The organism is Mitsuaria sp. CC2 (assembly GCF_048957715.1).
Lineage (GTDB): Bacteria > Pseudomonadota > Gammaproteobacteria > Burkholderiales > Burkholderiaceae_C > Roseateles.
Genome location: NZ_JARVXN010000024.1, coordinates 46,609 through 68,548, shown reverse-complemented (window position 1 = coordinate 68,548; position 21,940 = coordinate 46,609). Strand labels below are relative to the sequence as shown.

Below are 21,940 nucleotides of genomic sequence, written 5' to 3'. Positions count from 1 at the left end.
CTCCTGTTCTTTCCGAGGACGGCTTTGTATCCGAGTTTCATCCGACTTTCGTATGCTCGCCTGCCGCGTCCCCCCGGGTGAGGGTCAGCGTCGTGGTCAGTTGCGGCCGTAGGTGTCCTGGTAGCGGACGATGTCGTCCTCGCCCAGGTAGGAGCCGGACTGCACCTCGATGATCTCCAGCGGCACCTTGCCCGGGTTGGACAGGCGGTGGACCTGGCCCAGCGGGATGTAGGTCGACTGGTTCTCGGTCAGCAGCAGCGTCTTGTCGCCGTTGACGATCTCTGCGGTGCCCTGGACGACGATCCAGTGCTCGGCGCGGTGGTGGTGCATCTGCAGGCTCAGCGAGGCGCCGGGCTTGACCATGATGCGCTTGACCTGGAACCGCTCGCCCATGTCGATGCTGTCGTACCAGCCCCAGGGGCGGTGCACCTTGCGGTGCAGGTTCTGCTCGTCGCGCTGCGAGGCCGTCAGCTGGTTGACGATCTTCTTGACGTCCTGGCTCTTGCTGCGGTCGGCGACCAGCACCGCGTCCGGCGTCTCGACCACGACGATGTTGTCCAGACCCACCGCCGACACCAGGCGGCTGGTCGCATGGACCAGCGTGTTGCGGCTGTCCGCGATGATCGCGTCGCCGCGGCTGGCGTTGCCGGATTCATCCTTCTCGGCAACCTGCCAGACCGCTTCCCAGGCGCCCAGATCGTTCCAGCCGGCGTCCAGCGGCACCATGCGCAGCGCGATCGCGCTGCCGGGGCAGCGCTCCATCACGGCGTAGTCGATGGATTCGGACGGCACGGCGGCGAAGGCTTCCTTGGCAGGACGCACGAAGGCGCCGTCGACGGCCTTGCCGTCGAAGGCGGCGCGCGTGGCCTGGTCGATGTCGGGCCGGAACTGCTGCAGCGCCTGCAGCCAGACGCTGGCGCGCAGCACGAACATGCCGCTGTTCCAGTAATAGCTGCCCTGGTCCAGGTACTTCTGGGCGGTCGCGGCGTCGGGCTTCTCGACGAAGGCCTCCACGCGCAGGCCACCGCCTTCGGTGCCGGCGCGGATGTAGCCGTAGCCGATCTCGGGCCGGTCGGGTGTGATGCCCAGGATCACGATGGCGCCGTCCCGCGCCTGGCGCACCGCGTCCTGCAGCGCGGTGGTGAAGGCGGCGCTGTCGGTCACGGTCTGGTCCGCCGGGGTCACCACGAGCACCGGGTCGGCGCCGCCATCCAGCGCCTGCAGTGCCGCCAGCGTGATGGCCGGCGCGGTGTTGCGCCCGACCGGTTCCAGCACGACGGCGCTGGGCGAGAGCTTCTGCTCACGCAACTGGTCCAGCACCATGAAGCGGTGTTCCTCGTTGCCGACGACGATGGGCGCGTTCACCGCGATGTCCTCGGCGGACAGGGCGGCCAGGCGCTCCGCCGCCTGCTGGAACAGGCTGGTGTTGCCGTTCAGCACGAGGAACTGCTTCGGATAGCCCGCGCGCGACAGCGGCCACAGCCGCGTGCCGCTGCCACCCGCCATGATCACCGGCTGCGTGTCGATCTTGCTCAAGGTACTGCTCCCTCTGTCTGGTCCGGTCGGGCCGTCGGGCCGACGCTGTGTGGTTCTGCGGTTTTTCGGAAAGGGCGGTAGTGTCGCCGAAGGCCGTTCAGCCCTCGAAGCCGTTCGGATTGGCCGACTGCCAGCGCCAGCTGTCCTCGCACATGCGGGCCAGGTCGTGCTTCGCGGTCCAGCCCAGCTTGTCGCGCGCCAGTGCCGGGTCGGCGTAGCAGGCGGCGACATCGCCCGGGCGGCGGGCGACGATGTCGTACGGGATCTCACGGCCGCTCGCCGCGGCGAAGGCGTTGACCAGCTCCAGCACGCTGTAGCCGCGGCCGGTGCCGAGGTTGACCCAGATCGACTCGTCGCCACGCAGCAGGAAGTCCAGCGCCGCGACGTGGCCCTCGGCCAGATCGACGACGTGGATGTAGTCGCGCACGCCGGTGCCGTCGGGGGTGTCGTAGTCGTCGCCGAAGATGGCCAGCTTCGCGCGGCGGCCCACGGCCACCTGCGTGACGTAGGGCATCAGGTTGTTGGGGACGCCGCGCGGGTCTTCGCCGATGCGGCCGCTCTCGTGCGCGCCGACCGGGTTGAAGTAGCGAAGACAGGCCGTCTGCCAGTGCGGGTCGGCGGCGCCCAGGTCGCGCAGGATGCCTTCCCCGATCAGCTTGGTCGCGCCGTAGGGATTCACCGCCATCAGCGCCGCGTCCTCGCGCAGCGGCAGCGATTCGGGCTGGCCGTACACGGTCGCGCTGGACGAGAACACGATCCGCTTGCAGTCGTGCCGGCGCATCGTCTCGCAGACGGTCAGCAGGCCGTCCAGGTTGTTGCGGTAGTAGCTCAGCGGCTTGGCGGTCGACTCGCCGACCGCCTTGAAGGCGGCGAAATGCACCACGGCCGCCGGACGGTATTCATGGAAGATCGCATCCAGCGCGGCGCCGTCGCAGACGTCGAGTTTCTCGAACTGCGGCGTCTGGCCGCTGAGTTCGTCCAGGCGCTCCAGCACCTTGGGCGAGCTGTTGCTGAAGTTGTCCACGCCGACGACGCGGTAGCCCGCCGCCAGCAGCGCGAGCCAGGTGTGGGAACCGATGTAGCCGGTCGCGCCGGTCAGCAGGATGGTGTCGTTGGCCATGGAATCGTAGGGTTCAGCGGATCATGCCCTGCACGTAGCAGCCGGCGGTGTAGGCGTTGTAGGAGTAGATCACGTCGGTCGTGTCGCGATCCAGGCGCGTGTACTGGCAACCGACGGTGACGTTGCGCAGCGCTTCCCAGGCCAGGCCCAGGCTGTACTGCTTGGAGTTGTCCTTCGAACGCACGCCGCCCAGCGCGATGTCGTGATCCCGGCTCAGGCGGGTGACGCCGAGGCCGGCCTGCGCAGTGAGCTTGCCGGTGATGCGGTAGTTGAACTGCGTCTGGAAGGCCGTCTGCACGCGGTTGAAGTCGGCCAGGCCGTTGTTGATGCCGAGCGCGTAGGTCTCGACGCCGGTGTCCCGCGACAGCTTGGTGTTGAGCGACCAGCGGCCGCCCGGCGACCAGGTCCAGTTCAGCGCGCCGGTCAGCCCGGTGAAGGTGTCGGAGGTGCTTCGGCTCAACCGCGCGTTCAGGCTGCTGGCGCCGGTCGCGCGCCAGAACGCGGTCAGGTCGATGTCCTTGCGGTCCCACTCGAAGCCGTTCACCGGCACGCGGCCCTTCGTGTAGCGGCCCGCGACGCCGAAGCGCCAGGCGCTGCTGGCGTTGTAGAGCAGCCCCAGCGAGGAGGTGTTCTGACGGTATTCCTGCGGCTCCCACAGGGCCAGGGAATAGTCGCGCTGGCGCCGCATGAAGGTGCCTTCGAGCGTGAACGGCGACAGCCCCGGCAGGCCCAGACGGACGGCTCCGCCCAGGCTCTGGTCGGTCTGCAGGTTGCGTTCGGTGGTCGGGGCGATGCCGGTGTTGCTGTTGAAGTCGGCCAGCGTGCGGGCGGTCGTGTAGTCCACGTTGCCCGACAGGTTGCCCGCGGTCTCCCAGTCGATCCCGGTGTCCAGGCTGTAGCCGCGGTTGTCCAGCCGGCTGTTGTCCTGGTAGCGGTTGTCGTTGAAGCGTCCGTCCGCGTGGAGCCGCTGGCGGCCCAGGCGCGTGTCCACGCCGGCCAGCAGGCTCAGCGAGGTCAGCCGGTCGCTGTTGGCCGCGGCGTTGGAGCGGTATACGTTGTTGGTGTAGTAGTGACCCAGCGAGGCGCCGAGGTACCAGGGGCTGCCCTGGTCGCTCTGGGCCCAGGCGGACGTGGCGGCGAGCAGCGAGAGCGGCACTGCCAGGGGCAGCGCCAGCCGGTGTCGAGGGAGGCGGTTCATCGTCGGGGAGTCTCCTGCTTTGCGCATCTCAGCATGTCAGCATGTCGGCCTGTCAATAGGCGTGGCGGTCAAACAGCACCAGCCTCACGGTCCGCACGATGATCTGGAGGTCCAGCCCGAGCGACCAGTTGCGCAAGTACTCGAGATCGTATTCGACGCGCGCCTTCATCTTGTCCACGGTGTCGGTCTCGCCGCGCAGACCGTTGACCTGCGCCCAGCCGGTGATGCCGGGCTTGACCTTGTGACGCACCATGTAGGCCTTGATCAGCTGGCGGTATTCCTCGTTGTGCGCGACGGCGTGCGGGCGCGGGCCCACGATGCTCATGCGCCCTTGCAGCACGTTGAGGAACTGCGGCAGCTCGTCCAGCGAGGTCCGGCGGATGAAGGCGCCGAACGGCGTGATGCGCGGGTCGCCCTTGGTCGCCTGCTTGACGACGGCACCGTTGTCCATCGAGCGCATCGAGCGGAACTTGTAGACGATGATCTCTTCGCCGTCCAGGCCGTTGCGGCGCTGCTTGAAGATCACCGGTCCGGGCGAGCTCATCTTCACGCCGATCGACAGGATCAGCAGGATCGGCGAGATCAGCACCAGGATCAGCGAGGCCAGGATGATGTCGCTGATGCGCTTGACGACCTCGTTCACGCCGGTGAACGGCGTCTCCAGGATGCCGACGACCGGCACGCCGTTCACGTCCTGCAGACGGCCCTGGATGATGCTGATGCCGAAGACGTCAGGGACGAAGAACAGCGACGCGGTCGTCCCCTGCAACTGCTCCAGCAGACGCAGGATGCGCGGCTGCGAGCCCAGCGGCAGCGTGATGTAGACCTCGCGCACGCCGTGGGTGCGCACGTAGTCGCTCAGCTGGGGCAGCGTGCCGAGCACCTTGCCCAGACAGTCCGGATGGAGCCGGTCGTCGGTGCGGTCCTCGAAGAAGCCCAGGCAGTCGGCGCCGCCGACGGTGCCGAACTGCAACGCCCGCGCGACTTTCGCGCCCAGCGGCCCGGCTCCCACGATGACCGCCGTGCGGCGGATCCACGGCTGGCGAGAGCGCCAGCGCAGCACGCGCCGTCCGATCTCTACCGCGATGATCTGCGCCAGCGGCGTGACCGCTGCCCACCACAGCAGGACCGGTCGCTCGAAGTAGTGGAAGCTGCTGGTCGCATAAGCGAACATCCCCAGGATCAGCAGCAGCATCAGCCAGGAGCCGACGATGTCGGTGATCGCGCTGGCGGGGTGGTCCGCGAAGCGGTTGCGCCCCGGGAAGGTCAGCGCGAACACCAGCATGCACAGCGTGTAGGTGGACCGCATAACCGGCTCGCCGAACCAGGCCAGCAGCACCAGGTAGACCAGAACGATCAGCGTCGGTTCCAGGAAGGCCGCGATGAAGGATTGGACCGACTGCGGCGCGCTGTAGAAGGTTCTCTTGTAATTTCGGTCCTCAAACATCACCCAGTGGTCCTTCCCCGGCCTTAGCCGGAAATTCTCGCTCAATTCGATTCGCGGACTCGTAACCGGACCCCCTAGCTTTGTCACCGGTTCCGCCGCGCCCAGGTCGCCTTCGCGGCCTGCCTACAATCCGCCCCATGCTTCAAGAATGGTCCAAGCTCCTCGCCCCCGCGGTCCAGGATCGCATCACGCTGTTGCTCAACCATGTCATGTCCCGCGAGCCCGTCGCCACCGCGCGCCTGGCCCCGCACACGGGCAAGACGTTGCGACTGCGCCTGTCCGGCTGGCCGGCGATGCTGCCGGCCGCACCGGATCTGCGGTTGCGCATCACCCCGGCCGGTCTGCTCGAACGGATGGGCGACGAGGATGCCCCTAGGCAAGAACCGGACCTGCTCATCGAACTGGACGCGTCCAACCCCGCCGCCGCCGCGTTCGCGGCGCTGTCCGGCGCCCGTCCGGACGTGCGCGTCCAGGGCGACGCGCAACTGGCCGGCGACTTCAACTGGCTGATCGATCACGTGCGCTGGGACATCGAGGACGACCTGGCGGCCATCACCGGTCCGGCCGTGGCGCATCAGCTGGGCCGGTTCGGCCGGGCGGCCGCCGCGGCGATGGCGACGCTGGCCCGCACGGCGGGTCGCTTCATGCCCGACGGCCAAGGCCGGGCATGAGGTCCTGAATGAGGTATCTGTCCCGCCTGCTGGTCATCGTCTGGACCCTGTATCGACATGGGCTGGACGAGCTGGCGCTCTCGACGCTCAAGCGCCGCCGGTTCCGCTTCCTGCGCCGGCTGATCACGGTCGGCCGCGCCTGGGACCAGCCCCGCGGCACTCGCCTGCGGCTGGCTCTGGAGCGGCTGGGGCCGATCTTCGTCAAGTTCGGCCAACTGCTGTCCACGCGCCGTGACCTGGTCCCGCCCGACATGATCGAGGAGCTGTCGCGGCTGCAGGACAACGTGCCGCCGTTCCCCGCCGAGCTGTCGCGCGAGCTGATCGAGCGCGCCTTCGGTCGCCGCATCGAGGCACTGTTCGCCACCTTCGATGCCGAGCCCGTGGCCAGCGCGTCGATCGCGCAGGTCCACTTCGCGACGCTGCACGACGGGCGTGAGGTGGCGGTCAAGGTGCTGCGGCCGGGCATGCTCGACATCATCGAGGACGACCTGGCGCTGATGCGCACGCTGGCGGGCTGGGTGGAGCGTTTTTCGGCCGACGGGCGGCGGCTGAAGCCGCGCGAGGTCGTGTCGGAGTTCAACACCTACCTGCACGACGAACTGGATCTGGTGCGCGAGGCTGCGAACGCGGCCCAGCTCCGCCGCAACATGCAGGACCTGCATCTGGTGATGGTGCCGGAGATGATCTGGGAACTCTGCCGGAGCGAGGTCATCGTCATGGAACGCATGCGCGGCGTGCCGATCTCGCAGCTCGAGCGGCTGCGCGAGGCGGGCGTCGACATCAAGAAGCTGGCCCGCGACGGCGTGACGATCTTCTTCACGCAGGTGTTCCGCGACGGCTTCTTCCATGCCGACATGCATCCCGGGAACATCCAGGTCAGCCTGGATCCGCACACCTTCGGCCGTTACATCGCGTTGGATTTCGGGATCATCGGCACGCTGACCGAGGTCGACAAGGACTACCTGGCGCAGAACTTCATCGCCTTCTTCCGACGCGATTACAAACGTGTCGCCGAGTTGCACATTGAATCGGGTTGGGTGCCGCCTGAAACGCGCGTCGATGAACTGGAAGGCGCGGTACGGACCGTCTGCGAACCGCACTTCGACAAGCCGCTGAAGGACATTTCGCTGGGTCAGGTGCTGATGCGCCTGTTTCAGATCTCCCGCAGATTTAACGTGGAGATTCAGCCGCAGCTGGTTTTGCTGCAAAAAACGCTGCTCAACATTGAAGGATTGGGTAGGCAGCTCGATCCTGATCTGGATCTCTGGGCGACTGCCAAGCCATTCCTCGAGCGCTGGATGGACGAGCAGATCGGCTGGCGCGCCTTCCTCCGCCAGTTGAAGAAGGAGGCGCCGCGCTTCGCGCAGATGGTGCCGGAATTCCCCCGGTTGATGCACGAGGTGCTGCGCCAGCGCGCCGACGACGGCCATTCCGACCTGACCCGCCAACTGCTGGTGGAACAGCGCCGCACCAACCTCCTGCTGCAGGCACTGCTGTGGGGCGTGGGCGGCTTCATGCTGGCCCTGGTACTGACACAACTGGCCATGCGCTGGATCGACTGAGACGGCAATACGCACGAAGCCAAGGCGACAGCCGGCCCTGTGGGGCGACTGTCGAGGGGAAGCCCGGCGTCATCCCCTCGGGGCGCGTTGCAGCGCCGAGGGTCAGGTCGCGTAGTCGGCGAATCCCTGCTTGAGTCGCGAGCGCAGCAGCGTGCGCACCCGGTTCACGCGTGAACGCACCGTGCCGATCGGAATCGCCTGGATCTCGGCGACATCGCGGTAGGACTCTTCCTGCAGGCAGGCCAGGTCGAACGTGCCGCGCAGGTCCGCGGACAGTCCCGACAACGTGACGTCGACGATGCCGGCCAACTGCCGGTAGGCCACCTGCTGGCTCACATCCATCGATGAATCGCGCGGCCGATGTGCCGATTCGGCGTCCATCATGTGCGGCGACTCATCCAGGCTTTCCATCTGGCCGCTGCGCTTTGAGCAGCGCGCGACGTGGTTGCGTGCGACGTTGGCGGCGATCCCGAAGAACCAGGTTTCCACCGACGAGCGCGCCTGGAAGCGGTCCGCGCAGCGCGTGGCCTCGAGCATCGCATCCTGGATGATGTCGTCGAGTTCGCCCGGCGAGCGCTCGTAGCGGCGCAGGAAGCGCTTGAGCTTGCTGGAGTCGCTGCGTGAATCCCGAGCGATCTTGACGATGTGGGTCAGCACCAGTTGCTGGCGCTGGCGCACGAGTTCGGGATCCACGGGTTCGATGGCATCGACTGGTTCGTCCGACTCCTCCTGCTCGCTTTGTTCGTTCTGCTCATCTGAATCGATGAGCGCCTCGAGCGCCGCGCTGGCGTCGTCGCCGGCGAGATCAAGCGCGGCCGCCGGAGTGGGGGTGGCGGTCGTTGCGGGCTCTTGCGAGTGGGCGTCGCCCATTTCGCCCATGGCTTCGGTAGTGTGGTTCATAGACAGACTCGAAGAAGGTCCGGGTCCCCGTTCGGCTCGGTCTCGGGCGCGCGCCCGACGGGGATCTTCCGGAGCCGGGGGCTCCCTAGGACGGAGGAGAAGTCGCGCCGCGCCGGGCGCGTGACAGGAAAGTGGAGCGGCGCGGCGGTCATGGCCGGCCTCCGAAGGTGACGAGGGCCGCCAGGGCTTGGTCGCCGAGCGCGAGCAGCTGCAGCGCCATCCAGCGTCCGGTGGCGGCCAACACCAGGCCGACGGCGAACAGCTTCACGGCGAAGGGAATGCTCTGGTCCTGCATCGACAGCACCGTCTGGACCAGTGACACCAGCACGCCGGCCAGCACCGCCACGATCAGCGGCGGCAGCGACAGCCAGATCACCATGAGCAGGCCCTTCTGAAAGAACGCGATGGTTTCGATCACGGCGTGGCTTTCAGGCGTAGGAACGGACCAGGCCGTCGAAGAGTCGCGTCCAGCCGTCGAGCAGCACGAACAGCAGGATCTTCAGCGGCAGCGAGACGACCATCGGCGAGACCATCTGCATGCCGAGTGCGAGCAGCAGGTTGGACAGCAGCAGGTCGATGACCACGAAGGGGACGTAAAGCACGAAACCGGCTTTCAGCGCGAGTTCCAGTTCGCTCACGACGAAGCACGGGATCAGCACGACGTAGTCGCGGTCCTGGGGCGTCGCCATGCGGCCTCCCCACTGCTGGTGAGCGAGGTCAACGAACTTCTGCCGCTTTTCCGGGAGCGTGTTCGCCAGCATGAAACCGCGCATGGGCTCGAACGCCTGCGCCAGGTCGGCCAGGCCCAGGCGCGCCGACTTCGGGCGCTGTGGCGCCTGCGCCTGCGCGGGCTGGCCGGCAAGTCCGGGGAGATCCATCGGCAGCCGCGACACGACCTCGTTGAGCACCGGGGCCATCACGAACAGCGTGGCCGCGAGGGCCATGCCGTTGAGGGCCATCGTCGGCGGGACCTGCTGCACGCCCAGTGCGTTGCGCACGATCATCAGCACCACGGAGATCTTCAGATAACTCGTCGTGCAGACCAGCAGCAGCGGCAGCAGCGTCAGGCCCGCCAGCAGGAATGCCAGCGAGAGGGGGTCGAAGCCGCCGCCGCTCACCGCGGACTCCCCCACTGCAGGATCTCGACGGCCAGCCGTCCTTCGACCTCGACCAGTTGTCCCGCGCCGAGCTCGGTGCCGTGGGCGACGATGCGCACCGTCGCCGGGGTCAGCGCTTCCAGCGGGACGATCTGGCCGGCCGCGAGAGCGCTCAATTCGCCGACGGTCATGGCGACACGGCCAACGATGAAGTCCAGGTCTACGGTCAAGGCATCCACGTTGCGGGGCTCCGTTGAGGGTGAAAAGGCATGAAGGGAATTGGACGGCGAGGTCCCCATCGAGCCCCATCCCTGGAACTCGCGTGTGAGGTGGTCGACCTGACCTAAATGAATCAGTCGCCTCCCAGAAACGAGGCATAGCGGCCCGTTTTGGGCTCGCTCATCGGAGGGAAGCCAGAAGGCATCGCCCGTCCGGACCGCGCTCAGCCGTGCGTGCCGTATCGCGATGCGCCCCAGCCAGAGCCCCACCGTCAAGGCGATCGCGGCGACGGATGCCGACATCGGGCCTCGCGCGGGGAGCGGCCGCCATCCGGGTGCCGACGCCCACGCCAGGAGCGTGCGCCGCGAGGCCCGTAAAGGCAGGACTTGCCGACTGCCGTCGCGACTGACCAGCGTCAAGACAGCGGCAATGGGCTGCTCCATGCCAGATGGCGGGGCGTCGTGGTCGAAGGGAAGCGGGATCGGGACATCGCCGAGCGCCTGCGCGAGCGCCGGACACCAGGCGGTGCAGGCCAGGCGGAGAAGACCGTCCCTCGCAAGGTCGTCGACGTCGTGCGGGAGGTGCAGTCCGGTCGCGATCGTGACGAGGGTGTCGTCACACAGGTGGAGGACTCCATGCGCGGTCGTGAGCGCCGGTGCGGCCCGGATCGGCGCGTTCGCGCCCGCCTCGCCGGAAGACGCGAGCGCCAGCTCGAAAGAGGCCCAGGGAGCGTCCGGGTCGCCGACGATCCACTGGACGCCACGCTGAAGTCGCTGGCGGAGCCGGATGTCCTCGGCCGCCCGCTTCGGCATCTGGATCGGTGAGGGTGCCGCGCGCGCGTGGGTCATCGAGGCGGCGCGTGTGGCGGCGGGTCTGTCAATCGGGTCGGCGAGCATCGGAGGGGCCGTCGGCATACCGGCGGTGTTTGGGGGAGGTGCGGGTCAGTGCGATGTCAAAGGCATGCCGTTCTCGGTGTGGCGCGCCACCGCCGGAACCTCGCCGGCTTGTTCGCGTACTAGGGCCCGAATGAATCCCGCCTGGATCTCCCAACGCGTGCCGCTCATCGGACTTGCCCTGCGCATCGACGATGCGGAGGAGGGGGAGGCGTGCCCCGTCGTGCTGAAGCGCGAGTCGCTGGCGGTCGTGCGCTCGGCGGGTGACGTGGTCCGGGCCGCCAGATCCGGCTGCGCGATGCGTCTGCGGGCGGCGCGCAAGCGCGAGCGCCTCTGGCGCCAACGGGCACGCGACCAAGTCACGGACAGGCTCGCCCTGGAAGTAGCCGAACTCAGGGCCGCGGCATTCGCGGACGCGACGCGTATCGCAAGCGCGCTGAAGCAGGATCGCGAACAACTGCTCGCGGGCGCGGAGACTTTGTTGATCGACATCGCGCGACACGCAGCTCGACGACTGCTACTCGACCTGCCCGCCGAGGTTGTGGCGCAATCCAGTGCCCGCCTGTTGCGTGAGGAATGGCGCGCAATGCGCGGCGAAGGCGAATCCCGATTGCGCGTATCGCCTGACGAAGTGCAGGCCTTGACGGACATCGCGGCCGATGCTGGGTGGACGCTGGTGCCTGACGCTCTGATGGCGCGAGGTCAGTGCGTGCTTGACCATCCTGCCGGCAGCCTCCACGCCACCTATGTCGAGAACGTCCGGGCGCTGATCGACGCGTTGCCGGTTCCGGTTTCCTCATCGTCGTCCGCCAGTCCTGTTGACTCAGTCCTTCTTCCACCCCCTTCGCAGGAGACTTCTCATGACCTCGATCACCCCCACCGAACGCCTGCTGCAGACCGCGATGTCGCGCTCGAACCGCCTGTCCGAAGCAATGCAGCGCATCGGGCCGCAGGACCTTGAGCGAGCCGTCGGGATCCAGCTCCGGCAGCAGGTCGAGATCGCGACGATGAAGCAGGCCGTCCAGCTGCATCGGAGCGTCGAACGCAAGATCCTGAACGAGCAGCGTTGACATGAAACGGCCCGCCACGCTGTTCGCATATCCGCTACGTGCCGTGCTCTGCGCCGCAGCGTTGGTCGGACCATTCGGCCCCGCGCTCATGGAAGCGCGTGCGGTGGCGCCGGCCGCCTGGCGGGACGCGCTCTACAGCTATCGCGCCGACGAGGAATTGACGGTGACCCAGGTCCTGGACCGCTTCTCGTCGACGTTGGGCCTGGAAGTGAAGCTCGCCGACCCCGCGCTGGGTCGGCGCAAGCTGAGACTCAGCGGCAAGGGCGCCTCTCCGGCGGTCTTCCTTGATCGACTGGGCGATTCACAAGGGCTGGACTGGTTCATCTATCAAGGCGTGCTTCACATCTCGGCGCGGTCGGCCGCGACCAGCGAGCGGATCTCGCTCGGACCCCAAAGCCCCTCCGACGCGAAAGACGCATTGGTCGGCATCGGACTTTTCGAGAGTCGCTTCGGTTGGGGCGAGTTCGATTCCGACCCGCCCACTGTGCTCGTGTCCGGGCCGCCGGCGTATGTGAGCCTGGTCCGGCGGATGCTCGCGGTGCCCGAGGACCGGATGCCGAAGCGGGAGCATCCGCGCATGATGGTCTTCCGACTGAAACACGCCGCCGCCGCCGATCGGGAGATGCGCACGCGCGACCGTAGCGTCACCTTGCCGGGACTGGTGACCACCTTGAACCAGGTCCTGCCGAACGCTCGTTCCGTCAATCTCCAGACGCGTTTCGCGAATGCAGGCGTGGGGAGGAAGGCCTCGCTGTCCGGCGTCGAGGATCCCTGGGCGGCGCTGGCGCGGGAGATGGCCGGCGGCGACGTGTCCGGCGACATCGCGCTGACCGGCGTCCCCGCCGCTCGACTTCCCCTGGCCGCGTCCGCCAGCGGTAGTTTTCCCAGGCGCGTTGGCCCCCAGGAGGGAGCCTCGGAGGGCTCGATCGAGGCGACTGCGCCGCGGCGCCGATCCGCGCGCAGCGACGATGCGGACGAGCCCGATTTCACGCCGTCGATCGCCGCCTACACGCCGCTCAATGCGGTGCTGGTGTGGGACCTGCCGTCACGTCGCGAGGACTATCGCGAGCTCATCGATTCGCTCGATGTTCCCAATCGCTTGATCGAGATCAACGTCACCATCCTCGACGTCAGCGCGGATGCGCTACGGGATTGGTCTGTGGATCTCCGCGCAGGCTCGGGCGCTGCGCAGGTGGCAGTTGGCGCCGACGGGAACCTCGGCGTGACCTCCGCCGATACCGGCGTCAAGGGATCGACGATGGTGCTATGGGCCTCGAACCGACTCGCCTTGCGGGTGCGTGCGCTGGAATCGCGCGGGCAGGCGCAGGTGCTCTCCCGTCCGTCGGTGCTGACCCTGAACAACGTGGGCGCGCTGCTCGACATGAACCAGTCGGCCTACGTGAAGCTGGTCGGCGAGCGCAGCACCGACCTGCGCACGATCACCGCCGGCACCCTGCTCAAGGTGACGCCGAGCATCGTCGGCGACGACGCCAGCGGCGGCGCGGAGCAGGGCATACGCGTCACGCTGGACATCGAGGACGGTCAGTTGACCAAAGCAACCTCCGATCAGGGCACGCCCAGTGTCGGCAACAGCGCGGTCAGCACCGAGGCGGTGGTGAAGCCCGGCGAGTCGCTGGTTGTCGGCGGCTACCGACGGCAGGATCGCCAGGTCTCCAACGCCCGGGTGCCGGGCCTGTCGTCGATTCCAGTCATCGGTGGGCTGTTCCGAAGCGACAGCGCCGTGAACAGCGAACGCGAGCGCCTCTTCATCCTCACGGCGCGCGCGCTTCCCTGAACGCCCGACTTCCGGCGCCCCTCCGGTCGTCCTTCCGTATTTTTCCTTCCGTATTCCTCCTTTCGTCATGACCACCATCCCCTCTCGCCCAGGCAACGTGTTCGAGCCGGTCCCGGAGGCGCCAACGGGCGTCCGGGGGGCAGTCTTTCAGGAGTCCCCTCGACAGTCAGCACCGGAGCGGCCTGCCGCGCCCACACCTTCCGATCTGGCGCAGATCGCCGAGCGCCGCGCTGCGCTTCGCGCCGCGGCGGATGCCGCGTCGAACTCCGGGGGGCTGGGAAGTAGCGCGGAGGAGATCACCTTCGGTACCAGCGAGCGTGCCGAGCTGGAAACGCACGACGAGTCCCGCGACGCGCGCGAGCGCCAGGACGAGCGCATCGAGGCCCTGATGCGCATCGGCGAAATCCAGGCAATGCTGAAGCAGCTCACGGGTGAGCAGGGGTTCGCGTGTATCCAACAGCGCGCTCAGCGTTTTGCGTTGTTGTGGGCGCAGGGCAGGTCGCAACAGGCGATCGAGGAATTGGACGCCAACGTCTCTGTGGGAGCGGAGCGGAAAGCGTTGTTTCACATGGCGCTGGAGCAATTGCCGCCGGGGGCGGATGTCGGGTCGTTGAACGCCCTGATGGAGGACTTGTCGTGCGATCCTCACGACACCGTGCGGGCATTGATGCGGACGGCCGTGTCGAAGAAGGATTCCCCCGCCGCCAAGGGGGCCCTCGCGCCGAACTCGCCGCTGCTTTCGCTGCTCCAGTCGCCGCTGACGCCCAGGGTGGTCCTGGATGCGGCCACCGGCCTGGGCCGCGAAGGCCTTGGTCAACTGGAGGCCATGGCGGTGCGTCCCGGACGCGTCGACGGGCGCCTCTCGAGCGGCAGGGACGTGTTCCTCTCGCTGACCTTGCTGCGCACGATCCAACAGCTCCGCCAGGTCGAGCAGACCAGTGTTGGACTGATGAAAGCCGGTGCCGCCGGACCCTGCCCGGCGGCCGACAATCCGGAAGAAGTCCGCAAGACGGCGCGCTGGCTCCTCGAGACGACCTTCGCGCCCGCGCCGCAGTCGGCTCTGGCGCGCATGGGGACGGTGTTGAAGGTCAACGGCGAGGCCCTGGCGAGGGCGCGTCGCGAGATGCAGCGCGAGTTGCGGCAACTCCCGGAGGGCGTGTGGCTGAACGCGGATACCAAGCAGCTCGTGAGCAATGAGTTGAAGAATGCGAATACGGCCAACCTGGAGCATCACGGACTGCTGACCCGTGCCGGGCTGAGCAGACGAACGGATCGCCCGACCGCGCCCGGGGCATGACAAGCCTGCAAATTCAGGTGGCGAACCTCGCATGAACGCACTCGACTGAGCGTTCACCATGCCTCTGCCACCACCTTCCAGCGCCCCCCGTGGCGCCCCCCGCGTCACTGCCGCGGGCGCGATCCTGTCACCGGCGCAGGCCCTCGCCCGGCAGATCGCACCGCGCGGCGAGCGGGCCGAGATCGTCGTCACCGCGCTGGTCGTCGCGGTGGTATTCGCGATGCTGCTCCCGGTCCCCACGTGGCTGCTGGACCTGCTGATCGCGACCAACCTGTGCGTGTCCGCGTTCCTGATCGTGCTGGTGATGCAGGTGAAGCAGACCACCGGGCTGTCGGCCTTCCCGTCGCTGTTCCTCGTGACCACCCTGTTCCGCGTCGCGTTGAGCGTGGCCAGCACCAGGCAGATCCTGCTCAACGGGGAAGCCGGGCACATCATCGCGGCCTTCGGCGAGATCGTCGTGGGCGGGAACCTGGTCGTCGGCCTCGTCGTCTTCCTGGTCCTCACGGTGGTGCAGTTCATCGTGATCACGAAGGGATCGGAACGCGTGGCCGAGGTCAGCGCGCGCTTCTCGCTCGATGCGATGCCCGGTCGGCAGATGGCCATCGACATGGAGCGCAAGGCGGGCGGCATCACGCAGGAGGAAGCCAAGGCGCAGCGCGACGGGTTGACGGAGGAGAGCCAGTTCTTCGGCGCCATGGACGGGACGATGAAGTTCGCGAAGGGCGACGCCATCGTCGGTATCGTCATCGTGCTGGTGAACCTGCTGGGCGGCCTGTCCGTGGGCGTGCTCCAGCGGGGCATGTCGGCCGCGGACGCGCTGCAGGTGTACGCGATCCTGACCATCGGCGACGGGCTCGTCGCGCAGATCCCGGCGCTGCTGATGTCGATGACCGCCGGCCTGCTGGTCACGCGGGTGTCCAAGCCCACGGGCGGCCGTGCGATCGGCAACGAATTGACCGCGCAACTGCTGCACCAGCCCAAGGCCTGGGTGACGGCCAGCGGCGCGATGCTGGCCTTCGGACTGCTGCCCGGCATGCCGCTGCTGGCGTTTGCCGGTCTGGCGATCGGTTCCGCCGCGGTCGGCCTGACGATGATGCATCGGAAGCTGAAGACGGAACGCGAGGAGGCGCAGCAGCGGGAGGCTGTCGTGGAGGCCCTGCGCGATTTCGATCTGGTCCGCCCCTTCGCGCTGAGGGTCAGCGGTCGCATCGACCCCGAGCGCGCGCAGCGTGCGCTCAACCTGTGCCGGCAGGTCCGCAACCGCCTGGTGCGTCGTCTGGCGCTGGTGACCCCTCAGATCGACTTCGACGCCGATGTGGACCTCGATCACGCGGACCTGGAGTTCTGCCACGGTGAAGTGCCGGTGTTTTCCCTGCGGCTGCACGAGGATCTGCGAACCTGCACTTGGACCCGGGGCGATGCGATCGACCTTGGGCTGCCGGCCGACCAGATCGAGCCGCGCGGCGGCCTGGCCTGTGCGCCGCGTGTCTGGCTGTCCGAGGCCCAGGCGCTTGCACTGGACCCGAAACCGACGGACCTGCGCGACTGCTGGGAACGTCTGGACGAACTCTGCGAGGAGACCCTGCTGCGCGTCGGTGCGATGTATTTCGGCATGGAGGAGACGCAGAAGATCGCGGCCTGGTGCAACCGCAAGACGCCCGAAGTGGCGAAGGAACTGGAGCGCGCCGTCCCATCCAGCCGGATGGCCGAAGTGCTGCGTCGGCTGCTCACCGAGAACGTCAGCATCCGCAACCTGCCGATGATCATCAATGCGCTGATCGATTGGGGACCGCGCGAACGCGATCCCTCCGTCCTGACGGAGTGCGTCCGGGCGGCGCTGCAGCGCGAGATCTGCGACGCCCATGCGGTGCGCAAGGAATTGCGCGCGCTCATGTTCGACAGCGAACTGGAGGCGCAGATCCGCGCCGCCATCCGCCAGACCGCTTACGGTGATTTTCTTGCGCTCGATGCCGATCTGACGGACGCGATCCTCGACGAGACCGCTGAGGCGTATCTCGCCAACCACGAGGGCGCACGCCTGGTCATGATCTGCGCGCAGGATGTGCGTCCGCACATCCGCAAGCTGGTGGCCGACCGCATCCCGCCGCTGGCTGTGATCGGCATGTCCGAGCTGCCGCCGGACTTCCGCGTGAATGTCCGCTCCGTGATCAGCGTGCCGTTGGACGGACGCGCCCTGCCGGAGACGTACTGAGATGCAGGCCCGCACCTTGGAGGCAGATACCCTGGAACTTCGCGTCCTGAGCGGCCTGCAGTCGGGTGCCGCGCTGCCGTTGGAGGATGCGCTGGCCGTGGGAGCCGACGATGACGCCGACCTGCTGTTGCTCGGCGATGGTGGCGGACCCGCGCGATTGCTCGTGCGCCTGGATCCGGGCGGCGGCTTGATGCTGGACACGCCGGAGGCGGGCGTCGTCCTGGCCGATGGACGCACCCTCGCCGAGGGCGCGTCGACGCCGCTGCAGCCCGGAGAAGGCTTCCGCACCGGCGATGTCTGGTTGACCGTGCGCGCGTCGTCCGACGCCTGGGATGCGTGGACGCCGCCAACGATGGACGCCGCCTCGAAAGCAACGACGGGGGCGTCGTCGCGGGATGGCGACGAGGCGCACGTCGCCGCGGCCGCGCCGGTCATGGTCGCGGACGTCCGCCCGTTCCGCAAGGGCCGCGGCGCCCGGTTGCCCGCGGCGCCCCGTCGCATGCGTGCCGTGGGCAGCGTGATCGTCGCGGCGGGCCTGCTGTCGACGATGCTGGGCGTGGCCGCGCTGGTGCGACAGGCCGCGGAAGCGGAGACCCTGGCGGGCCGGGAGGTGGGCAAGCGGGAGACCGGCGTTGCGTCGAACGGCATGGCACGCGCGATGTCGCCGGCGCGCGCCGCATCGTCGACCGCCGTCTCCGCGCCTGCTGCGGCAGCCGCCGCATCGGCGGCATCGGCGTCTGTGACCCCTCAACCGCCCGCGGCGGTCATCACGAGTGCCGACCCGCAAGCCGTACAGCGGGAGGCCGCGGCCGCGGCGCCGCGCGCGCCGGCGGTCGAGGTGAATCGCGGCGCGACGTCCGACCGCAGCGGCGGTCACGACCGTCTGCTGGTGAATGTGCCGGGAGACGGCATCGTGATCCTGCCGTTCGATATCCAGGAAGTGTTGCTCGGCTCCCATAGCCAGGTGACGCTGACGGACGGCCGCCGGCTGGAGCCCGGTGATCGTGCCGGCGACTGGCGGCTGGCCGAGATCCGGCCGGGCGCGCTGGTTTTCGACGGCCCCCGCAAGGTGCAGGTCGGATGGTGACGCCGCGCGAGATCGCCGCCCGCGAAGCGGCGCGCATCGCTCCCGCGATGGCGGCGGTGTCCTTGACCCGCCAGTTGGGCCGGGTGCATCGCGTGCTGGGCATGCTGATCGAGGGCACCGTGTCCGGGGCGAGCATCGGCGAACTCTGCGAGGTCTACCACCCGGACGACCCCGGCAGGATCTGGCGCTGCGAGGTGGTCGGCTTCACCGGCGCCAACGTGCTGTTGTCGTCGCTGATGGCGCTCGAGGGCATCTCCGGCGGCTGCGTGATCCGGCCGTTGCGCACCGTGCACCACGTCGCGGTGGGTAGACCCCTGCTGGGACGCATCCTCGACGGCTTCGGCGATCCGCTGGATGACGGTCCACCGCTGCGACCCGGCGAGGACGGGCTGTCGCTCCGTCGTGTCATCGCGGACGCGCCGCCGCCGGTCGAGCGGTGGCGCATCAAGGATCGATTCCCCACCGGCGTGCGCAGTCTCGACACGCTGTTGACGATCGGGCAGGGACAGCGGGTGGGCCTGTTCGCCGGCCCCGGTTGCGGCAAGACCACGCTGATGGCGGCGGTCGGTCGCGGCAGTCCGGCCGACGCGATCGTCGTCGGGCTGATCGGCGAGCGCGGTCGCGAAGTCCGCGAATTCACCGAACATGAATTCGATCCGGACTTGATGGCGCGCACGGTGATCGTCTGCGCGACGTCGGACCGCACGTCGATCGAGCGCGTACGCGCCGCGTTCACCGCCACGGCGATCGCCGAGGGCTTGCGCGATCAAGGCTTGAACGTGCTGCTGATGGTGGATTCGCTGACGCGCTTGGCCCGCGCGCAACGCGAGATCGGGCTGGCCGCCGGCGAGGCGCCCGCGCGCGCCGGCTTTCCGCCGTCGGTCTACGCGCTGCTGCCGCGGCTCATCGAGCGCGCGGGCAACGCGGCCGGCGGTTCCATCACGGCGCTCTACACCGTCCTGCTGGAAGGCGAACTCCGCTCGGATCCGATCAGCGAGGAAGCGGTCTCGCTGCTGGACGGCCACATCGTGCTGTCGCGCAAGCTGGCCGAGCAAGGGCAATACCCGGCCGTCGACGTGCTGGCAAGCCTGAGCCGGGTCATGTCGAACATCGTGCCTCGCGAGCATGGCCGGGCGGCCAACCGGATCCGACAGGTGCTGTCCGGCTATCGCGACATGGAGTTGATGGTGCGGCTGGGCGAGTACCGGCCCGGTCTGGATCCCGAGACCGATCGGATCGTCGCCGACTATCCCAAGGTCATCGACTTCCTGCGCCAGGACACGCGCACGCCCGTATCCCTGGAAGACAGCCTCGCGATGCTGAAGTCGCTGACGGCCGGCGCGGTGTGAGCATGCCGGATCACCCCGCGCCGCGCCGCGCGCCGCACGATTTCGAATCGCCTCCTCCCCCTGACCCCAGGATTGCGGGTGTGCGCCGCATCGGCGCGCTGGCGAGCCGCCGCGCGACCCTGGCCGAGGCCGAACTTGCCCGCGCCCAACGTGCCGCCGAGGAGGCGGCGCACGCCTTGACGGAAGCGGAACTGGCCTTGAGCGACTGCATCGCCGATGTCGCCGCGCAGCGCGAGGCCTTGCGCGCGGCCTGTCAATCGGAACCCGGCGGTGCGCCGGTCCTGCGACGTTGGCGACGGGACGATCAGGCGCAGATCGACCGGATCGCGCCGGCCCGCCAGGCCGTGACCGATCGCCAGAGCGAGCGCGATGACGCCGAACTGGCGCTGGGCGAGGCGTCCGCCCGGCACCGCGCCCTGGCCAGGCGACGCGAGAAGTACGCGCTGCTGGAAGAAGAGCTGCATGACGGCGCATGACGGCGCATGACGGCGCGCGATCTTCGACGCGCCTCGTTCAGACGAGATCCAGCATCTCCTGTCCGATCTGGTCGTCCACCGAGGCCAGGTCCAGGCGCAGTTCGTCCTCGCCTGGCCGCAGCGTGGGCCGCAACAGCGCCGGCGCCTGCTTCTCGTACTCCTCGATCACGCGCAGCAGCAGCGCCACCGCGCGGAAGGTGTGTTCCGGGACGGGCTGCCCGATTTCGCCCGACGCGAGCAGATGCCGCGCCAGCCCCACGTATCGGACGACGGGCACGCCGTTCTCACGCGCCTGTCGTCGCAGGGCGAGTGCTTCCTCGTCGCTGCGCTTGTCCAGGATGACCGGCATCTCGGTGATCTCCGGGTCGTAGAACAGCGAGACGGCGACGTGTTCCGGATTGACCACCACCGCGCTCGGGCGCCGCTGCGCAGGATCCTGGTCGGACATGACGATCTCCTTGGCGATCTGCTTGCGCGTGCCCTTGAGCATCGGGTCGCCCTCGTTCTGCTTGTAGTCGCGGCGGACTTCGCTGATGTCCATGCGCAGCTGGCGGTAGATCAGGTAGCGCTGCAGCAGGATGTCGGTGACGATCAACAGCACCAGCACGACGATGCACTGACGCTCCAGACCCTTGAGCATCGCCAGGGACAACGACCACCCCTGTGGGGCGTCGACCCGGAAGCTCTGCGCGATGTCGGGCAGTTCGGCGTGGATCTTCAGCCACACCACCGTCAGCAGCGTGAGGCTGCGCACCGGCCCGATCACGGCCATGACGAGCTTCTGTCCCGAGATCAGGTTCTTCAGGTTGTTGCCCGGATTGAGCTTGTCGAAGCCTTTTCCGAGCGCCTTGCCGGCGACGTTGAAGCGGGTCTGGGCCAGGGTGCCCAGCACGGCGACGAGCGCCGGCAGGACCGCGAGCACGAGCAGCGCGATCAGCACCGGGACGAAGGAAGACCAGCTCATCGCGAGGCGCTCGTCCATCGGTCGCGCTGTCTGACGCAGGGCCGCTTCCAGCAGTGCGTCGACCAGTCCCCGCCACAGCGGCTCGGTGGCGAAGGCGACCTCCGCCATCAACATCAGGCGCAGGATCTTCAGCGAGTCCTGGCTGACGCCGACCTGCCCGTCCTGGCGTGCCTGGCGCTTCTTGGACTCGGTCGGGGGGAGGTTCTTCTCGGACATTCGACGGCTCGTCCACCGGTCAGCGCGCGGCCGGGAGCGCGAGGCCGAGGGTCTCCAGCATGCCCTCCTGCCACCAGCGCAGCGAGTCGTCGACGACCTTGTCGAACAGCGGCACCGCGATCAAGGCCAGGATGAGCAGGGCGGAAACCGACTTCACCGCCATCGCGGACGCGTAGACGTCGAAGCCCTGGACGGCCGTGCTGGCGATGGCCAGCCCCAGTTCGATCATCAGCAGCAGCAGCAGGGGCGGACCGGCCAACAGCAGCGCCTGGGTCAGCGTACCGGCCAGCGCCTGGAGCAGCCCGCGCTGGTGCGCGGCATCGAGCGCGGGGAACAGATCCAGCATGGGCCATTGCGCGTGGCTGACCGACAGCGCGGCAAAGGTGGTCTGCAGCAGGCCCAGGTCCACGAGGAGCGCGATCAGGGCGCGCTCGGCGAGCTCGCCCAGCAGGGTGGCGTCCGCCTGGAGCGCCGGGTTGGCCTGTTGCGCGGCGTTGGCGCCGCGCTGGTTGTCGATCAGCGTCCCCATGCCGCGCACGGCCCAGAACGGGATCGCCGCCAGCATGCCCAGCAGGCTGCCGATCAGGCCTTCCTTGAGTGTCAGCAGGAGGAGTGCCTCGGGCGGAGGCGGGGAGGCCGCGAACACGGGCCAGACCTGGAAGGCCGCCGGCAGCGACAGCGCCAGGCAGAGCGCTCCGCGCACGGCGGCGGTGGTCTGTTGGCGTGTCAGGAAAGGCAGGAAAACGATCATGCCGCCCACACGGGCCATGGACAGCGCCATGACCTGCCCGACCACGAACAGCGACAGCGGCGACGCGGTCGGCATGGCGC

General features: G+C 68.3%; 19 protein-coding genes. 9 read left to right on the top strand and 10 right to left on the bottom strand.

Going from position 1 to position 21,940, the window contains the following annotated elements; translation table 11 throughout:
- Nucleotides 1-96: 96 nt before the first annotated feature.
- From PV762_RS17135 to PV762_RS17120, 4 genes are all read right to left on the bottom strand, one after another.
- On the bottom strand, nucleotides 97-1,506 hold the full coding sequence (locus PV762_RS17135) for a mannose-1-phosphate guanylyltransferase/mannose-6-phosphate isomerase (protein ID WP_421036288.1): 1,410 nt from the start codon (nucleotides 1,504-1,506) through the stop codon (nucleotides 97-99).
- 127 nt (nucleotides 1,507-1,633) lie between these two features.
- Complete coding sequence (gene galE, locus PV762_RS17130; RefSeq protein WP_421036209.1) at nucleotides 1,634-2,656, bottom strand: UDP-glucose 4-epimerase GalE; 1,023 nt, start codon at nucleotides 2,654-2,656, stop codon at nucleotides 1,634-1,636.
- 13 nt (nucleotides 2,657-2,669) lie between these two features.
- A complete protein-coding gene (locus tag PV762_RS17125; RefSeq protein ID WP_421036208.1) occupies nucleotides 2,670-3,854 on the bottom strand; it encodes a hypothetical protein in 1,185 nt (394 codons plus the stop codon).
- A 52-nt stretch (nucleotides 3,855-3,906) separates the two neighbouring features.
- Entirely contained in the window at nucleotides 3,907-5,301 is a 1,395-nt protein-coding gene (locus tag PV762_RS17120; RefSeq protein WP_421036207.1) for an undecaprenyl-phosphate glucose phosphotransferase, read from the bottom strand.
- A gap of 137 nt (nucleotides 5,302-5,438) precedes the next feature.
- On the opposite strand from PV762_RS17120, the gene PV762_RS17115 reads away from it, so the two are divergent.
- Together PV762_RS17115 and ubiB are read left to right on the top strand one after the other, a co-directional pair.
- A complete protein-coding gene (locus PV762_RS17115; protein ID WP_088403180.1) occupies nucleotides 5,439-5,972 on the top strand; it encodes a hypothetical protein in 534 nt (177 codons plus the stop codon).
- A gap of 8 nt (nucleotides 5,973-5,980) precedes the next feature.
- Nucleotides 5,981-7,534, top strand: a complete 1,554-nt coding sequence (gene ubiB / locus PV762_RS17110) for a ubiquinone biosynthesis regulatory protein kinase UbiB (RefSeq protein WP_421036206.1) — start codon at nucleotides 5,981-5,983, stop codon at nucleotides 7,532-7,534.
- A 102-nt stretch (nucleotides 7,535-7,636) separates the two neighbouring features.
- Here the strand turns inward: ubiB and PV762_RS17105 are convergent, their stop codons facing one another.
- The 4 genes from PV762_RS17105 to PV762_RS17090 all read right to left on the bottom strand — a co-directional run bounded on the left by PV762_RS17105 (nucleotide 7,637) and on the right by PV762_RS17090 (nucleotide 10,646).
- Nucleotides 7,637-8,434: a sigma-70 family RNA polymerase sigma factor gene (locus PV762_RS17105; RefSeq protein ID WP_421036205.1), complete on the bottom strand. Its 798-nt coding sequence runs from the start codon at nucleotides 8,432-8,434 to the stop codon at nucleotides 7,637-7,639.
- A 148-nt stretch (nucleotides 8,435-8,582) separates the two neighbouring features.
- A complete protein-coding gene (sctS, locus tag PV762_RS17100) occupies nucleotides 8,583-8,852 on the bottom strand; it encodes a type III secretion system export apparatus subunit SctS (RefSeq protein ID WP_421036204.1) in 270 nt (89 codons plus the stop codon).
- A gap of 10 nt (nucleotides 8,853-8,862) precedes the next feature.
- Nucleotides 8,863-9,567 carry a type III secretion system export apparatus subunit SctR gene (sctR, locus tag PV762_RS17095; RefSeq protein WP_421036203.1) on the bottom strand — a complete coding sequence of 235 codons (705 nt, stop codon included), beginning with the start codon at nucleotides 9,565-9,567 and terminating at the stop codon, nucleotides 8,863-8,865.
- A complete protein-coding gene (locus tag PV762_RS17090; RefSeq protein WP_421036202.1) occupies nucleotides 9,549-10,646 on the bottom strand; it encodes a FliM/FliN family flagellar motor switch protein in 1,098 nt (365 codons plus the stop codon). The genes sctR and PV762_RS17090 overlap by 19 nt, the downstream gene beginning before the upstream one ends.
- Before the next feature lie 130 nt (nucleotides 10,647-10,776).
- Here PV762_RS17090 and PV762_RS17085 point away from each other — a divergent pair, with 130 nt between their 5' ends.
- From PV762_RS17085 to PV762_RS17055, 7 genes are all read left to right on the top strand, one after another.
- The gene (locus tag PV762_RS17085; RefSeq protein ID WP_421036201.1) at nucleotides 10,777-11,604 is read left to right on the top strand and encodes a FliH/SctL family protein; all 828 of its coding nucleotides are present in this window, start codon (nucleotides 10,777-10,779) and stop codon (nucleotides 11,602-11,604) included.
- 110 nt (nucleotides 11,605-11,714) lie between these two features.
- Nucleotides 11,715-13,508, top strand: a complete 1,794-nt coding sequence (gene sctC / locus PV762_RS17080; RefSeq protein ID WP_421036200.1) for a type III secretion system outer membrane ring subunit SctC — start codon at nucleotides 11,715-11,717, stop codon at nucleotides 13,506-13,508.
- A gap of 67 nt (nucleotides 13,509-13,575) precedes the next feature.
- Nucleotides 13,576-14,805 (top strand): hypothetical protein, encoded by a 1,230-nt coding sequence (locus PV762_RS17075; protein WP_421036199.1) that lies wholly within the window; start codon nucleotides 13,576-13,578, stop codon nucleotides 14,803-14,805.
- A gap of 58 nt (nucleotides 14,806-14,863) precedes the next feature.
- Nucleotides 14,864-17,017 carry an FHIPEP family type III secretion protein gene (locus PV762_RS17070; RefSeq protein WP_421036198.1) on the top strand — a complete coding sequence of 718 codons (2,154 nt, stop codon included), beginning with the start codon at nucleotides 14,864-14,866 and terminating at the stop codon, nucleotides 17,015-17,017.
- Between the two features lie 16 nt (nucleotides 17,018-17,033).
- Nucleotides 17,034-18,104 carry a hypothetical protein gene (locus PV762_RS17065; protein ID WP_421036197.1) on the top strand — a complete coding sequence of 357 codons (1,071 nt, stop codon included), beginning with the start codon at nucleotides 17,034-17,036 and terminating at the stop codon, nucleotides 18,102-18,104.
- Nucleotides 18,098-19,453 (top strand): FliI/YscN family ATPase, encoded by a 1,356-nt coding sequence (locus PV762_RS17060; protein ID WP_421036196.1) that lies wholly within the window; start codon nucleotides 18,098-18,100, stop codon nucleotides 19,451-19,453. Before PV762_RS17065 ends, PV762_RS17060 begins: the two co-directional genes overlap by 7 nt.
- 80 nt (nucleotides 19,454-19,533) lie before the next feature.
- Nucleotides 19,534-19,929 carry a hypothetical protein gene (locus tag PV762_RS17055; protein ID WP_421036195.1) on the top strand — a complete coding sequence of 132 codons (396 nt, stop codon included), beginning with the start codon at nucleotides 19,534-19,536 and terminating at the stop codon, nucleotides 19,927-19,929.
- 37 nt (nucleotides 19,930-19,966) lie between these two features.
- Here PV762_RS17055 and PV762_RS17050 read toward each other — a convergent pair whose 3' ends face one another.
- Both PV762_RS17050 and PV762_RS17045 read right to left on the bottom strand, forming a co-directional pair.
- On the bottom strand, nucleotides 19,967-21,109 hold the full coding sequence (locus tag PV762_RS17050; RefSeq protein WP_421036194.1) for an EscU/YscU/HrcU family type III secretion system export apparatus switch protein: 1,143 nt from the start codon (nucleotides 21,107-21,109) through the stop codon (nucleotides 19,967-19,969).
- A 19-nt stretch (nucleotides 21,110-21,128) separates the two neighbouring features.
- Nucleotides 21,129-21,935 carry an EscT/YscT/HrcT family type III secretion system export apparatus protein gene (locus PV762_RS17045; RefSeq protein ID WP_421036193.1) on the bottom strand — a complete coding sequence of 269 codons (807 nt, stop codon included), beginning with the start codon at nucleotides 21,933-21,935 and terminating at the stop codon, nucleotides 21,129-21,131.
- Nucleotides 21,936-21,940: the final 5 nt, after the last annotated feature.

Coding starts and splice junctions, on each gene's coding strand:
- PV762_RS17075 (WP_421036199.1), top strand. CDS start 13,576: ATGACCACCATCCCCTCTCGCCCAGGCAACGTGTTCGAGCCGGTCCCG.
- PV762_RS17085 (WP_421036201.1), top strand. CDS start 10,777: ATGAATCCCGCCTGGATCTCCCAACGCGTGCCGCTCATCGGACTTGCC.
- PV762_RS17105 (WP_421036205.1), bottom strand. CDS start 8,434: ATGAACCACACTACCGAAGCCATGGGCGAAATGGGCGACGCCCACTCG.
- PV762_RS17050 (WP_421036194.1), bottom strand. CDS start 21,109: ATGTCCGAGAAGAACCTCCCCCCGACCGAGTCCAAGAAGCGCCAGGCA.
- PV762_RS17060 (WP_421036196.1), top strand. CDS start 18,098: ATGGTGACGCCGCGCGAGATCGCCGCCCGCGAAGCGGCGCGCATCGCT.
- galE (WP_421036209.1), bottom strand. CDS start 2,656: ATGGCCAACGACACCATCCTGCTGACCGGCGCGACCGGCTACATCGGT.
- PV762_RS17090 (WP_421036202.1), bottom strand. CDS start 10,646: ATGCTCGCCGACCCGATTGACAGACCCGCCGCCACACGCGCCGCCTCG.
- PV762_RS17120 (WP_421036207.1), bottom strand. CDS start 5,301: ATGTTTGAGGACCGAAATTACAAGAGAACCTTCTACAGCGCGCCGCAG.
- ubiB (WP_421036206.1), top strand. CDS start 5,981: ATGAGGTATCTGTCCCGCCTGCTGGTCATCGTCTGGACCCTGTATCGA.
- PV762_RS17125 (WP_421036208.1), bottom strand. CDS start 3,854: ATGAACCGCCTCCCTCGACACCGGCTGGCGCTGCCCCTGGCAGTGCCG.
- PV762_RS17045 (WP_421036193.1), bottom strand. CDS start 21,935: ATGCCGACCGCGTCGCCGCTGTCGCTGTTCGTGGTCGGGCAGGTCATG.
- PV762_RS17070 (WP_421036198.1), top strand. CDS start 14,864: ATGCCTCTGCCACCACCTTCCAGCGCCCCCCGTGGCGCCCCCCGCGTC.
- sctC (WP_421036200.1), top strand. CDS start 11,715: ATGAAACGGCCCGCCACGCTGTTCGCATATCCGCTACGTGCCGTGCTC.
- PV762_RS17135 (WP_421036288.1), bottom strand. CDS start 1,506: ATGGCGGGTGGCAGCGGCACGCGGCTGTGGCCGCTGTCGCGCGCGGGC.
- PV762_RS17115 (WP_088403180.1), top strand. CDS start 5,439: ATGCTTCAAGAATGGTCCAAGCTCCTCGCCCCCGCGGTCCAGGATCGC.